The sequence below is a fragment of the Vibrio azureus genome (assembly GCF_002849855.1).
Lineage (GTDB): Bacteria > Pseudomonadota > Gammaproteobacteria > Enterobacterales > Vibrionaceae > Vibrio > Vibrio azureus.
The window spans coordinates 1,531,197-1,545,652 of sequence record NZ_CP018617.1 but is presented as its reverse complement, the minus strand read 5'-3'; the positions used below and the strand labels follow the sequence as shown (position 1 = coordinate 1,545,652).

The window sequence follows — 14,456 nt, the reverse complement described above, 5'->3', positions numbered from 1 at the left end:
GAAGCAACTTTATTGGGCGTCGTATTAACAAAGAATGATAGAGCCTGGAAGCTTGGTCTCTTCTTTATTTAAAGGCTCGTTGTTTTCTACAAGCAATCTTGACCAGTTATATTTTAAATCAGTTAAACTATCTATTATCTTAACCAGTTCAACTAAACTCAAATCTGCAGTGAAGCCCAGTTGTAAATGAACGCTATTGTCCTCTGGACTTATCGAGAAATGTGCGCCACCTGTGTCTTTGTAGATAAAATTAAATTGCAATAAAAGTTGACAATTATCCAGACTAAGAGCGTCAAACTGGACATCGTTATTGATAGACACGAGAATCTCATTTTTTTGTTGAAGATATTGAATGGTTATCTCATTGTCAGAGTTGTTAACAATACTCCATATATCATTACTGCGAGCTTGGTCTATATATTCAACATCCATTAAATTTGGGAGTTGGATCACTAATGATTTTATTTTCTCGTGGCTCATAATATTCCTTTAATCATCTATTTTTAATGCGTAATTGTTAACTTTATCCACTCAAATACTTTGAGGTTACGTGGGGTATTTTAAATTTATCAAGTATTTTTTCTTATATTAAAAGCCGTACTTTTATCAAAAACTATCGTTATACCCATGTGATCTCAAAACGACTTCGTTTCTTTGAAGTGCACTGTAAAACCATGCTACTGCTCTGGGAATATGACATTTAAACTAAGAAGTCTGCTGTAAATTAATACTTTTAACATTTATTTTCGCGACTTGAGGGATTTCATCTTGCTAATTTTCAGATGTTTGGTGCTTGTTTTAATCGGCATCGCGTTGGCTAATTAAGGATGAATCATGAAATCGTATGTCACGTTTCCACTTGTAACTGTAAGCGCAATTGCGGCTTTAAGTACGTTTAATGTTAGTGCCCATGGTTGGGTTGAGTTTCCTAGTGCGCGTCAAAATACGTGTTATTTAGACGGCGGATTTTGGACCGATGAAATTCCCAATCAAGCTTGTCAGGCCGCTTTTGATCAATCAGGCGCTTATCCGTTTGTACAGCGCAGTGAAGTGGCAGCGAACGTCGCCAATTATCGAGATATGGAGCACGTGAAAGCTGTTGTTCGGGATGGTGAGTTATGCTCTGCCGGTGATTCGGCCAAAAAAGGGCTGAATATTCCATCGCCGAATTGGCAACGTACTAACGTGAACTTAGACGAGAATAATCAAATTGAATTGGTCTTTTTCGGCCATGCTCCTCACAACCCATCTTATTGGGAGTTTTACCTTTCTAAGCCCACATATGATGCTTCAAAGCCATTGAATTGGGATGATTTAGAGTTAATTGATACTGCGGGTAATGTTTTTGTCGATGCGGAAAAACGTTATCGAATGAAGGTCACTTTCCCTGCAGACCGCTCTGGTGATGCGATCCTCTATACGCGTTGGCAACGCATTGATGTTGCAGGAGAGGGCTTCTATAACTGCAGCGACATTACCCTTACTGATACTGGAACTAACCCACCTACGGATCCGGGTAATCCAAACGATCCGGCGAATAATTTGACTGCGCTGGATTATTTCGTGTCGCAGGGATTTGGACCAATAGAAGTCAATGATAGCGTGCGCTTACGTACTTTTGATCATTCTGGTACTGAAATTGTCGATCTCTCTTTATCGATCAGCGCCAATAATACGACGACTTGGCCTGCTGAACTCGCTGACCAATTTAATTCACAGCAAACGGGCGATTGGTATATTGGTATCTGGCATGAAGCGATGCAGCATTATATGTTTGATACAAAGAATATTTATGCGAATAAGGTGTTTGCTCCAGACGTCAATTACAGCTTTGCTTTGTCTCTGATTAAAGCGGATACGCCGCCACCTGTCGTACCGGATAATCTGTGGAATAAAGAGACCGTTTACGACGAAGGTGATGTCGTAACGCACCAAGGCCGAGAGTGGACTGCGCAATGGTGGACTCGTGGCGAAGAGCCGGGCACCACGGGTCAATGGGGTGTTTGGCGTTAACGACTAACGAATGGGCAGGTCAAACTGTTTTTTGACTTGCCCAAAAGCAAAACTGGATTCAATGGATTGAATACTGGGTAAACAGGTTAACTCTTTACGAATGAAAGTTTCATAGTCTTGTAAAGATGGGCTCACCAGACGCAGTACATAGTCGTACACACCTGTTGTAAGAAAACACTCGCTGACCCCTTCCATGGTTTGTACTCTTTGTTCGAATTGTTGGATGTTTTCTTGAGTTGGTTTTTCTAGCTTTACGAACACAAAGACGTTGAGTGGTAAGCCGCACTTTTCTTGATCGACGTGGGCATGATACCCCTGAATGATGCCTTTTTTTTCTAGCGCTCTGACTCGTCTGAGGCAAGGTGAGGGAGATAACGAGACTCTTTCTGCGAGATCTTGGTTAGAAAGGCGACCCTCTTTGAGCAATTCTTTGATGATTTTTTTATCTATATTATCCATATCTTGCCTATATTTCGTTGATATTGAAATATCCTGCCAAACTGACGGATCAATTTAGCATAAAAGGCAATCATCCACTTCAGATAAGCTGGTAGAATTAACACTCTGTTAACAATGTCACGTAAGGAAGTACGATGAGTATCACTAAACAGTTGAGTCCACTGAGAAATTCAACTCAAAATGACGATGCGATGTCACTCGCCAATGAACAAGCACTGCATTTTGGTATCGATCCTGAAACGGATTACGGACGCACACTTGTTGAGCTAGCGACGACACTCTATACAGCAAATAGCAAAACCCATGACCTTTGGAGCATGACCCTGAAAGGCTTAGAAGGCTTGGATAAAAGTGATCGTATTGCTTGGTTTAATGCGAAACGCTTCCTTTCTTTTCAGTTGGCTAAAATATTAGATAATCTACAAAATCCGATGCGAGCAACGTATCAATCGATCGCAACGAATAATGGTCATTTTGCTGCTAAAGGTGCTTACCCGATCTTCGACAATGTGGCTGCGATCTTTTCTGCCAGCCCAGTGATCACTCGGACTGCAACCTATTTATTTGCTTGTACAGAGTGGGTGGAAGATGCCTTTAAAGGCCGTGAGCCATTACATGAAATTTACTCACGTCTACTGAATCCAACCTCGATCAGCTTAGCGAATCATATGGTTGATATTGAAGCCGGTGAAAACGCTAATCAATATCTAGCATGGAACTTTAACTCCGGCATGGCGGCCATTGATGGGCTGTTGAGCCACTTGCTTGGACGTGAAGATATTGTCATTGCATCACGTAATATTTATGGAGGCTCTTACCAGTTACTGCAAGACTGGTATCGCAAGTCTTCTAATCTTGATGTCGCGATTGAGTGGGTCGATGGCTATGAAGCTGATGATTTTTCACTGGCGATGGATAAAGTTGCGGAGAAGTATCACGATCGTATTGCTTCTGGCAAACAAATCTATATCTACCTTGAAAGCCCATGTAACCCTCATGGATATGTGCTTGACGTTGCTGGCATTTCAAGAGAAGCGCACAAGAGAAACTGGCTGGTTATGGTCGATACGACCGTCGGGACGCCTTTCTTACATCCAGTATTGAAACGTGCAGAGGAGATTGAACGGCCAGACTTTGTGATTCACTCTTATACCAAAGATTTAGCAGGATCTGGCACCACAACCGCTGGGGTCGTGATTGGACGTAATGAAGAGATGTTTATCCCTAAAGGTGATCGTGTTACATACACTTTGCCTAATGGTCAATCGCGAGAGAGAAACTGGGATGAGACGCTGTTCTGGAATGTATATTATGTGAAAGGTGCGTTCTTGGATGCGGACAAAGCTTTTGAAGTCTTAAATGGCATGAAAACATTTGAGCTTCGTGTCGTAAGCAAAGCCGTCAATACCTTAACTTTAGCGCGTGTGTTTGACGCACACCCAGATATTAATGTGTCTTGCCCAGGGCTAGAGACTAATCCGAACTATCCGATCTTGAAAACCAATATGCACTTAGCGCTACCCGCATCGCTATTTACTATTGATATGGAAGGGTGTGGTGAGCGAGAAGCGATTAATCCGGTCGTTTACAAACAGTTCTTCGATATGTTGGAGCCTGCTATCGGAATGCAAGTCAGTTTAGGTCAGACCAACACGGTTGCTTTATGCCCTGCCATGACCACTCATTCAGAATTGCCAAAAGAAGCGCAACTTGAGGCAGGTATTAAGCCAACGACTATGAGAATTGCTGTTGGTTTGGAAGACCCGAGAGTGTTCCTTGCACATATTATCAGCGCAGCTAAATTATCGATTGATAGCGAGCACCCTGAATTTTCTTCACTTTTCCCGACTCCTGAGCAAATTGATGAGATGTACCGCAGTACTTACCTTGAGGTTCATCATAAGTTCTTAATGAGCACGCCCTCGTTTGAGCAGCTGATGAAGTAGTGTTGAGGCCAGCCGTTAACGAAAAAGGTTAACGCTGGCCTTGTTAGCCATTGGCCGTGGGTGATGGGATGACTCCCTATGTGCCATTTTAAAGGTTAAAGCTGCCTAATTTAAGTGAAGGAGTGTAAACGTGCTTAATAACAATACGATGATGGCTAAGCGAATCGCTAATCTTTTCGCAGTTCTGTGTGTCACTTTTTTTCTATTCTCTTGCTCAAAAGATTCACAGTATGACGAAGAAATTAATGAAGAAAGCCAAGCGCTTGTCTTGTTGAGAGGGTTACCAACCAAGGATACTGTCCATAGTATGGCGATTGTTGAGCTTGATCCTAATTCAACGCGGTTTGGCGAGATATTTCAAGACTATGAGTTTCCTGAATTGGATGAGCCGCTGCATCATCTCTATTACAGTCCAACGGGTCGATTATATGCGACAGGGTTAGATCCTAAGTGCAGTTTGGCGGAAATAAAACTGACCAGAAATACACGTGGTTCTCCTGAAATCCAAAGCCACCAGTGCCTCGATACGCAGGGCCAAGTTGTGGGTGAGGACATGATGTGGCACAAGGTCGGCGATCAAGAATATATGTTTGTGACGTTTATGGGCGGTGGCGGCCTCGATCAAGAAGATGGCGGATCTGTGGTGGTGTTCGATGCTCAAACCAACGAAGTGATCAAGGTGATCGACAGTCGGAAGAGCCAAGTGGCGGAAGGCGAACCTTTCATTATGTATCCGCATGGTATTTCTGCGTATCAAGACCGAATGGTTATTTCGTCTACAGCACACCCAGATCTTAGAACGGGAGTTGGCAACAGCATAACGGTGATTGATCTCAATACATTTAAGCCCTTGGAAACCATTGTAGTAGAAGACAGTTCGCCTATCGGGTTGCCATCATCGCCTGTCGAAGTTTTGTTCCTTCGACCAAGCATTGTGGAAGGAGTCCAGCCTGGCGTTTTGGTCAATACTATGTTGGGATTTGAAACTTGGTTTATTCCATACTACGAAGATCACAAGCTGTTTAGTGAGCCGTTAAAGTTGTACGATGGAGCAAAACAAGGCTCAGGTGTTCCCTTAGAGTTCTATGGCACTGAAGATGAGTTGTTTATTAGTCATGGCATTCCAGGAGTGGTGAAGCGCTATCATTTAGACCGTTTACCTGAGCTGGTGTCATCGGGTCCCGATATCGAAGCCGAAGCAGGTGCTCACCATATGATTTTCTTTACCGACAGCTCTGGAAAAGATCTGATTGCAGTGCAAAATAACTTACTTAATCTAGGGAATAAAGAGGATAACGACCCAACGGATATCGACTTTATTGCCAAGCTTAATGCACATACGGTGACGGTCCATGATTTAGAGAGCAGTGAACGCTTGAAGACGATAGATTTTAAGCAAAGCTATGGCAAAGGTGTTGAAAATATTGAAGCATTGTTTGGTTCTGGTTTTGTTCATCATCATTAAATAGGCAGCGAGAGTTGTCCTGTTTCATCTAAATGGGTGGATTACGCTACATCTTGTCTAGTAGTGAACCCATTTTTTAACCAATACGTTAGATAGATAGCATCATTTTCTCACTGTTGAATCCGTTAGTTACAGGATACATTAATTATTGAAGACATTAGCTGTTGTATCCGTTAATCAGATGCGAAGTGATTAACATTCAATAGTGAGAAAGCCGTGGTCTATTTTTAACTGCCTCACTTCGATAATCAAAATGAAAATACGACTTACGTTACTGGTGTTGATGCTGGTTTTAGTGCTCTTGTTGGTTGTGCTCAATCGCTATCCCACATCCCCGAAAGTGACGGTATTGAACGACTTTTCCGCTCCATTTGTGTTTGGTCACTTTACCGTCCCAAAAGATAACCCATTAACCAATGAGGGAGTCAAATTAGGGCGCAGGCTGTTTTATGATCCCATTTTGTCGGGCAGCAATCAGATCTCATGTGCGCATTGTCATCAGCAAAGTCGAGCCTTCACTGATGGTATGGTGCGCTCTCTTGGGGCCTCTGGCATGCCGTTACCATTTAATACCCCAACATTAGCGAATTTGATGTGGGGGCCGCAGCACTTTTTTTGGGATGGTCGTTCGCCATCATTGGAGCAACAAGCGTTATTACCCATCACGAATCCAGATGAAATGAATCGAGATTTGGACGAACTGATGACGGAATTAAAACGTATTGAGGAGTATCGGCAACTGTTTTCTCAAGCATACGGTGAAATCAATCAGCAGAATATCGCAAAAGCATTGTCTGCTTTTCAAAGGACGTTAGTTTCAGCTAATTCTAAATATGATCAATTCTTGGCAGGCACAGTCATATTAAGTGATCAAGAAGAGCTAGGTCGAAAATTGTTTATGGCCCATCCAGATGTCAAAGCGAGTTTACGAGGAGGCAATTGTATTGATTGTCACAGTCAATTTCTAACCGGTGGCTTTGATACCCAATATGATGGCTTTTCAAATAATGGCTTGGATGAGGAACAAGATCTTTTACCGGGACTTATGGCAGTCACAGGTAAAGCGGAACATAAAGGGTTATTTAAAGTGCCTACTTTGCGCAACATCGCACTAACAGCCCCCTATATGCATGATGGTCGTTTTCAGTCTTTGGAGGAGGTCTTGGATCACTATAACCAAGGGATCAAGGTAAGTTCCACATTGAGCCCTTTGATTGTTGAAGCTGATAACCAGCAGCAGACGTTGGATTATCAACCCAGCCTCAATTTAAGTGAAAAAGAGAAACAAGCCATTATTGCTTTTTTACACACACTCACGGATGAGTCTTTTATTACTGATCCAAAATTGTCTAATCCTTTCATAGGGGAGGTACAACCTTGAAGAAAAAATCACTATTTCCAGTCGTGTTGTTTTTTGTGGTTGTCGGTTTATTTACTTTGTATCAGAGCTCAGCGCCTGTTTCTTTAACACTGGTCATTACACCGACTGTGGATCAGCAACCTCTTGTATTCAATCGTGCTATCTACCCAAATCCTGGTGGCGACGGTCTGTTTAGCATTCGTTCCTTTCAATTTTATATCAGTAATATCAAGTTATTCAGTGAAGAAGGTCATTACTTAGAACCAGACAGCTATCATTTAGTACGATTTGATAATGAAAAAAACCAGTACACCATTGTTATCGATGATGTCCCCAATTTGCCATATGAAGCGATCGGTTTATCGATTGGTGTTGATGCAGAAGCGAATGGAACGATCACCGTCAGTGGTGACGTAAATCCCAATAGCCGAATGGCATGGAGTTGGGATGTTGGTTATAAATTTGTCCTCTTTGAAGGGACACTTCACCGTGGTGAAAAAAGCACTCCGCTGGTTTACCACATTGGATTTGATGAAAACTACAAATCCTTAATGTTTCCTTTCCCTGACCATGGTGAAGAACTCCATGCCACTGTTGATATTATGAAACTATTTCAGGGAACCTCCACCATCGATATGTCGCAAGTTCCAACCATCAAGTTTGATCGCAAAGACAGTCGACTGATTTCAGACAATTACCAAAATATGCTGGCTTTTGAGTAGTCTCTTTTTGGAGTTGATACAATACCTGAGGTGATTTAGTGAGCGACAAGAAAAGTTGGAATATTTGAAATAGGTTTTCCTTTTTATGACAGTATGACTCATTTTACCTTCTATACTCTTTATCACATCGAAGTGTAAAGTGTTGAAAATCATATCTTACAAGGCGTTGAAACGACGAATGCTCTTACCTGTACAACTCAGTATTTACAGAGGTGGATGTACAATGAGAGTCAATAAGGTCACACAGCGTAAAAATGAAAGTTAAGCTTGCAAATCATTGTCTTGTTCAATGGTATGAACCTTTTACACTGCCCTAATTCATTGAACACTTGGACGATATAAATGAGTGATGATATTGCAAAAACAGAGTCTTCAACCTCCAAACTGACTAAAGTTATTTTTCTTGTCATTTGTGCCGTCATCTTTGGGTTAATGTATTGGTCATGGCAATACTCAGATGCACACCCAAGTACCGAAGATGCGTATGTACGGGCGAATATTCTTTCTGTGGCTCCACAAATTCGTGGTCAAATTTCTGCGGTAGAAGTTCAGGACTTCCAGCCTATCAATAAAGGCGATTTGCTGTTTAAGGTTGATCCTAGTCCTTATCTGTTAGCAGTAAAGCAAGCTGAAGCCGCTTACCAGTTGGCAGTTCAACAGCATGATGTTGCGGATAAGCAAGTCACTGAAGCATTGGCGAATTTGGATGCAGCGCGAGCGAATCTAACGGAAGCGCAGTTAGAGCACAAACGCGTTGCCGAATTATTTAAACGCAAGCTTGTTTCTACTCAAAATCTTGATATTGCGAAGAATAAATTATCTAACGCTCAAGCCAGTTTGGATCAAGCTCGAGCCGCAGTAGAAAAGGCTGTGGCGAATCGTGGGCAAACTGGGACGGAAGCGGCTATTGTGCAGCAAGCTTCGGCTCAGCTGGCTCAAGCGAAATTAAATTTGAGCTATACCGATATTACCTCACCTGTTGATGGCATCAGTGGTGAAGTGAAAACACAATTGGGTTCGGTCGTAAATATTGGGCAGACGCTCTTCCCAATCATCATTAAAGACAGCTATTGGATTCGTGCCAATTTTAAAGAGACGGCTTTGACGCATATTAAACCGGGCATGGAAGCAAAAGTGGTGATTGATATGTACCCTGATATTGAATGGAAAGCGTCTGTGGATGCACTTTCACCAGCCAGTGGTACTGCTTTCTCTTTGATGCCGCCTGAAAATGCCACTGGCAACTGGGTTAAAATTAAACAAAGGTTTCCGGTGCGTTTAACCTTAGAAGTTCCACAAGGCTCGCCACAACTCAGAGTTGGTGCAAGCTCAGAAGTTACCATTGATTTGCAAAGCCACAGTCAATGAGCTTGCCTATGTCGGCTGACAAACGCGGGATAGCCACCGTTGCACTGATGCTGTCTGCGATCATGGTATTGATCGATATGACCGTTGCCAATGTATCGCTCTCACACATGATGGGAGCGCTTGGTGCCAATGCCGACCAAATTACTTGGGTGTTGACTGGCTACAGCATGGCAGAAGCGATTTTTATTCCCATGACGAGTTTTTGGGTATCTCGCTTTGGTGAACGTCAAGTCATGCTGGTGGCAGTACTTGGTTTCATTATCTCCAGTGCTTTGTGCGGTCAGGCAACAACATTGGAAGAAATGGTGTTCTTTCGAATTATTCAAGGTGCCTTTGGTGCTTCGGTCATTCCTTTATCCCAATCGATGCTGGTTCAGATATACCCTTCTGAGCAAAAAGGTAAAGCAATGGCGATTTTTTCCATCGGTATTCTCCTTGGCCCAATCTTCGGACCCGTGGTTGGAGGTGTGATCACTGAGAACGTCGATTGGCGCTGGATATTTTATATCAACTTACCATTTGGATTGGTGTGTTTAGCACTTATTTATCGTTATATCCATATCTGCAATAAATCGAAACCGGATTTTGACTGGTGGATAATTGGTTATATGGCGATGGGGGTTGGGGCTTTGCAGTTTATGCTCGATAAAGGCAATGACGAAGATTGGTTTAGCTCTCGCGTTATACAGACGGCCTTGTTCCTTGCCATCATGGGACTCATTATGTGGCTGTACCGCAGTTGGAAAACACAAAGCCCAATTGCTCCACTTTGGTTACTTAAAGATAGGAACCTGTTGTCCTCGTCGCTGATGATAGCGGTTGTTTCAATGGCTATGTTTGGCTTGACGACGCAACAGCCTATGATGTTGGAAAATTTATTGGATTACCCGGTTTCAACGACTGGCATGCTCATGGCGCCAAGAGGGATTGCTTCGGCTCTGATGTTAATATTGGTGATCAAACTTAATCCGCAGTTTGATCCCAGGTTAAAAATTGTTTTTGGTCTAACCTGCATCGGCATTGGTAGCTATCTGATGACCTTATATTCGCTTGAGATTGATACGTTCTGGATCGTGATGCCAAGTATGATTCAAGGAATGGGATTAGGTTTAACATTTTCTAGTCTATCTGCGCTTGCGTATCTTACGTTGCCTAAAGAACAGTCTGTTGCGGGTGCGAGTATTTTTAACTTATTTCGTACCATTGGGAGCTCTTTTGGTATCTCTATTGCCACGACATACCAATACCGCGAAGGCCAGCAACAATGGCATGCGCTCAGTGAAGGGATTAATCCTTATAACCCTGTGTTGCATGAGTGGGCTGAGGCGAAAGGCCTCAATATCATGGATCCTCTCGCTTTAGAGCAATATCAAACAATGCTGCACCAGCAGTCACAAATGGTGGCGTTTGTTCATACATTTCAATTGGTTGGGGTAATGTTTGTCATCATGATGCCAATGTTATTTTTGATTCGTTCTAAGTAAGGTGACTCTGATAGCGATTAAGGTGGAAATTTTTTATTTTTTTCACTTTTATTGCCTATACTCAACGAAGTTAACGACCGGAAACAATCATGGAGTTTGATGGTTTAATGTGTACGTTAATAAAAATCAATCAATGGTATAGGGATATTATTTTGATTACATTACCTAATATGATTACCAATCAATTTAAGCAGTGCATTATGATAACCGAAATGTTACGAGGCGAACCGCTTGAATTTAAAAATCTAATTAGCACGCTTAATTCTTACTGCGATATTTTAGCGATCACCAGTGAAAACTTGTTTGCCAACTGCAGTGATGCTGAATTAAACAAGTTCCGTTCTACGGGTATTCTTTTTCAAGATTACGTATTTAAACTTAATGAGAAAGACTTCTTATGGATAGCTGAAGCGCCAGACTTTGAAGTCTTTATTGATGCAGAAGAAGTATAATTTATATTTTTTAATATTAAATATACCCAGTCACCCCAAGATACAGTATTTAGCGAGTTGGCTGGAGCGCTAAGGTCGTCTCTCTGAATAAAGTACCTGAGGTGACTCGGTAGTCATCCTACGATTTCGTTGGTTTTAGTTCGATAATGTTGTTTTCTGGGTCTTGGATATAAACAGAGCGGCCAAAACCTTGGGCTCCATAGCGCTCTGTAAACTCTTCGACCTGAACGTGATGTTGCTTGAGAAACTTGAGCAACTCAGCTTCATCAAATGTCTCAATTTGTAAGCAAAAATGGTCAAGGTTCCGACCATTTTGACTCGGAGGCTTACCGCCTAATTGACCCAGTGGCTTATCAATGGTGATTAAATCGATAATGGCATTGCCAGCTCTTAATTGCGTTAAGCCCAGTTCATCGAGCTGTCGTTCGATAGCACAACCAAGAATGCCCTGATAAAACTGCAGCATTGCTTCCAAGCGAGAAGTCCGAAGCACGACATGATCAATGGCTCTGATTTTTATAATGGTATTCGTCATTGTTTCTATTCCCGTTTATCTAAAAATCATTGCTGTATCTTAGAGCTTAGGTCCTCTCGCTGAGCAGGGCTCCTGAAGTTACTTGGGTATACTATTCATAGTCAGACGCGTATGTTTCTTCATAAGAGTGCGAGTAAAGCTCAAATAAATTACCAAATGGGTCTTCAAGGTAAACCATTTTTGCAGGTTTCGAATCGTCTTCTGGGTGATAGCGCATCACATCCATACGTGCACGACCGCCATATTGTTCAACGCGTTGGATAGTGGCTTCAAAGTCGTCAGATTGAAGACAGAAGTGGAAGATCCCCAAACGAGAAAAATCCACGTCGTGTCGCTCTTGTCGGTCTACCATCTCAAAGAGTTCCACTCCAATGCCATCGGTTGTAACAAGGTGTGCAATATTGAAACCTTTAAAGCCTTCACCAAAAACAGCAATACACATTCTACCAATCGCACTTTGACGCTCTTCGATGACCTTAGTGTTATTCATAACGACTCTGAGACCTAAAGCTTTGGTATAAAACTCAACCGCTTGATCCATATTGCCAACCATAATACCAACATGATTCATTTTCATTGTGTACTCCAAACAGTATATGAGAGATTCATTATTTTGTTGAAGTTCAGAATAAGCCTATCATCGAGCTGTTTGAAATTATCATATTTTCTTGTTTTGATAATTTTATGTTATCAACGGGTGGGTGTGAACGATAGAGCCGCTCAATCTACTTTAAGATGCCCGATTCAGGTAACCTTGTGAAAACAAGCACCTTGAAGTAGATTTGAATTGAATGTGACCAATTAAAAACTTGAATTAGGTTGCTTCAAAAACTCTAACTCTTGTTCTGTACTCGTTCTACCTAGTATTGCATTACGATGTGGGTAGCGGCTAAATTGATCGATAATGGCTTTATGTTTCAGTTCAAACTCATAGCTGATAGGCTGGTCTAGTGATTTAAATAATTGTTCAGCGGTTTGATGAATAAGCTTTGATTCACTATGCATGAAAGGCATATAAAGAAAGCTGCGCTCAACAGCACTTAACGGCTTATCCAAACCTAGGCTGATTGCTTCTTGCGCGAGAGCCAGTGCCATTCCATCTTGAGCAAAAGCTTTGGGGGAGTTGCGGTAAATATTTCGAGAAAATTGGTCAAGAACAATCACTTCTGCCAAGCGCCCGTGAGCCGTTTTTCGCCAGCTAAATAGCTCAGATTGTTCTGCTTGCTTAAGTGTGACAAGAAATTGTTCCTCTATTTGCTGATCGACTTCAGCATTGTAGTTAAACCAGTCTTTAGGCGAGAGTTGTTGAAACCAAAAGGTTAGGATGTCTTGATACATAATTCTTCCTATTCTTAGATGGGGTACCACTCAATTGAATGGTGCTTTTTGTGCCTGAATCCTATTTACTTATACCCAAGTGATCTCAAGATGCTGAATTCAGAGTAAGGTCACTTGGGTATAACTATAAATGGTTTGTAGGAGAATGAAATGAAAGTCGTAGTTGCCTCTGATTCATTTAAAGAGAGCCTAACAGCAAAGCAAGCAAGTGAAGCCATAAAAACTGGTTTATCTCGAGTATGGAAGGATGCTGAGATCGTCACATTGCCTGTTGCTGATGGGGGAGAGGGGACGATGAATGCTTTGCTTGATGCAACGAATGGTCGCCAAGTTTTGGTTGAAATCAGTGACCCATTAGGTAAACCAATCCGTGCCTGCTATGGCATTCTTGGAGACGGTCAAACTGCGGTGGTTGAAATGGCTCAGGCGAGCGGCTTACATCTTGTTCCGGTTGAATTGCGAGATCCTAAACAAACCAGTAGTTTTGGCACCGGGCAGCTTATCCTTCATGCGCTTAACTGCGGCATCCGACGTTTTATTATTGGTTTAGGAGGGAGTGCAACCAATGATGCTGGCATTGGAATGTTAGCAGCTTTGGGAATGAAGTTCTTCGATGCCTCAGGAATGGCTATTTCTGCAAATGGTATTGGCTTAACCCATCTTGCGAAGATTGATGCCTCTGATTTTGATCCACGCTTAGCTGACTGTGAAGTATTGGTGGCCAGTGATGTTGACACTCTCCTATGTGGAACGAATGGCGCTTCGGTTGTTTTTGGTCCGCAAAAAGGAGCAACGTCGGCAGATGTTGAACTCCTTGATAGCGCACTAAGAAATTTTGGTGAACTGACTGAACAGTTGACAGGCAAACCTGTAAGTCATCAAAAAGGATCAGGAGCGGCTGGTGGTATGGGGGCCGCTTTTCTTGGCTATTTTTCTGCCAACTTAAAGCCTGGTATCGAGATTGTTATTGAGACGGTCAGATTCGTTGAACACCTAGCAGACGCTGACTTCGTTTTTACTGGTGAAGGTTGCCTTGATGGGCAAACGATACACGGTAAGACGGCTTTGGGTATAGCAAAAGCGGCCAAACAGTTTAATATTCCAGTGATTGCTTTAGCAGGTTGTACCGGTGAAGGGTTTGAAGCGGTGTATGAATTTGGTATTGATGCGGTATTTAGCGCGGTGCCTAGAGCGATGAATTTGACACAGGCAATCAACGACGCTGAAGCTAACCTCACTCAACTTGCAGAAAATGTTGCGAGATTACTATTGATCAACACAAGAAAATGACCATTTAACTTAGCGTAAATTGGC

14 protein-coding genes are annotated in these 14,456 nt (G+C 42.3%); 9 read left to right on the top strand and 5 right to left on the bottom strand.

What is annotated here, in order from left to right:
* Nucleotides 1–24 precede the first annotated feature (24 nt).
* The gene (locus BS333_RS20715) at nt 25–480 is read right to left on the bottom strand and encodes a type III secretion system chaperone family protein (RefSeq protein ID WP_021710685.1); all 456 of its coding nucleotides are present in this window, start codon (nt 478–480) and stop codon (nt 25–27) included.
* Between the two features lie 354 nt (nt 481–834).
* Here BS333_RS20715 and BS333_RS20710 point away from each other — a divergent pair, with 354 nt between their 5' ends.
* A complete protein-coding gene (locus tag BS333_RS20710) occupies nt 835–2,013 on the top strand; it encodes a lytic polysaccharide monooxygenase (RefSeq protein ID WP_021710686.1) in 1,179 nt (392 codons plus the stop codon).
* A gap of 3 nt (nt 2,014–2,016) precedes the next feature.
* Here the strand turns inward: BS333_RS20710 and BS333_RS20705 are convergent, their stop codons facing one another.
* Complete coding sequence (locus tag BS333_RS20705; RefSeq protein WP_021710687.1) at nt 2,017–2,472, bottom strand: Lrp/AsnC family transcriptional regulator; 456 nt, start codon at nt 2,470–2,472, stop codon at nt 2,017–2,019.
* A gap of 134 nt (nt 2,473–2,606) precedes the next feature.
* On the opposite strand from BS333_RS20705, the gene BS333_RS20700 reads away from it, so the two are divergent.
* The 7 genes from BS333_RS20700 (at nt 2,607) to BS333_RS20670 (ending at nt 11,269) form a co-directional block, all read left to right on the top strand.
* Nucleotides 2,607–4,418: a trans-sulfuration enzyme family protein gene (locus BS333_RS20700; protein WP_021710688.1), complete on the top strand. Its 1,812-nt coding sequence runs from the start codon at nt 2,607–2,609 to the stop codon at nt 4,416–4,418.
* 130 nt (nt 4,419–4,548) lie between these two features.
* The gene (locus tag BS333_RS20695; protein ID WP_021710689.1) at nt 4,549–5,883 is read left to right on the top strand and encodes a YncE family protein; all 1,335 of its coding nucleotides are present in this window, start codon (nt 4,549–4,551) and stop codon (nt 5,881–5,883) included.
* Nucleotides 5,884–6,136: 253 nt separating this feature from the next.
* Nucleotides 6,137–7,264: a cytochrome-c peroxidase gene (locus BS333_RS20690; RefSeq protein WP_081638537.1), complete on the top strand. Its 1,128-nt coding sequence runs from the start codon at nt 6,137–6,139 to the stop codon at nt 7,262–7,264.
* Complete coding sequence (locus tag BS333_RS20685; RefSeq protein WP_021710691.1) at nt 7,261–7,965, top strand: MbnP family protein; 705 nt, start codon at nt 7,261–7,263, stop codon at nt 7,963–7,965. The genes BS333_RS20690 and BS333_RS20685 overlap by 4 nt, the downstream gene beginning before the upstream one ends.
* A gap of 342 nt (nt 7,966–8,307) precedes the next feature.
* Nucleotides 8,308–9,333: an HlyD family secretion protein gene (locus BS333_RS20680; RefSeq protein ID WP_021710692.1), complete on the top strand. Its 1,026-nt coding sequence runs from the start codon at nt 8,308–8,310 to the stop codon at nt 9,331–9,333.
* A complete protein-coding gene (locus tag BS333_RS20675; RefSeq protein WP_033004138.1) occupies nt 9,330–10,817 on the top strand; it encodes an MDR family MFS transporter in 1,488 nt (495 codons plus the stop codon). Before BS333_RS20680 ends, BS333_RS20675 begins: the two co-directional genes overlap by 4 nt.
* 89 nt (nt 10,818–10,906) lie before the next feature.
* Nucleotides 10,907–11,269: a hypothetical protein gene (locus tag BS333_RS20670; protein ID WP_021710694.1), complete on the top strand. Its 363-nt coding sequence runs from the start codon at nt 10,907–10,909 to the stop codon at nt 11,267–11,269.
* Between the two features lie 118 nt (nt 11,270–11,387).
* On the opposite strand, the gene BS333_RS20665 is transcribed toward BS333_RS20670, so the two are convergent.
* The 3 genes from BS333_RS20665 to BS333_RS20655 all read right to left on the bottom strand — a co-directional run bounded on the left by BS333_RS20665 (nt 11,388) and on the right by BS333_RS20655 (nt 13,142).
* Nucleotides 11,388–11,804 (bottom strand): VOC family protein, encoded by a 417-nt coding sequence (locus tag BS333_RS20665; RefSeq protein ID WP_021710695.1) that lies wholly within the window; start codon nt 11,802–11,804, stop codon nt 11,388–11,390.
* A gap of 91 nt (nt 11,805–11,895) precedes the next feature.
* Complete coding sequence (locus BS333_RS20660; RefSeq protein WP_021710696.1) at nt 11,896–12,381, bottom strand: VOC family protein; 486 nt, start codon at nt 12,379–12,381, stop codon at nt 11,896–11,898.
* 224 nt (nt 12,382–12,605) lie between these two features.
* On the bottom strand, nt 12,606–13,142 hold the full coding sequence (locus tag BS333_RS20655; protein WP_021710697.1) for a DUF924 family protein: 537 nt from the start codon (nt 13,140–13,142) through the stop codon (nt 12,606–12,608).
* A 150-nt stretch (nt 13,143–13,292) separates the two neighbouring features.
* On the opposite strand from BS333_RS20655, the gene BS333_RS20650 reads away from it, so the two are divergent.
* Nucleotides 13,293–14,432, top strand: a complete 1,140-nt coding sequence (locus BS333_RS20650) for a glycerate kinase family protein (protein ID WP_021710698.1) — start codon at nt 13,293–13,295, stop codon at nt 14,430–14,432.
* The last annotated feature ends 24 nt before the right edge of the window (nt 14,433–14,456 follow it).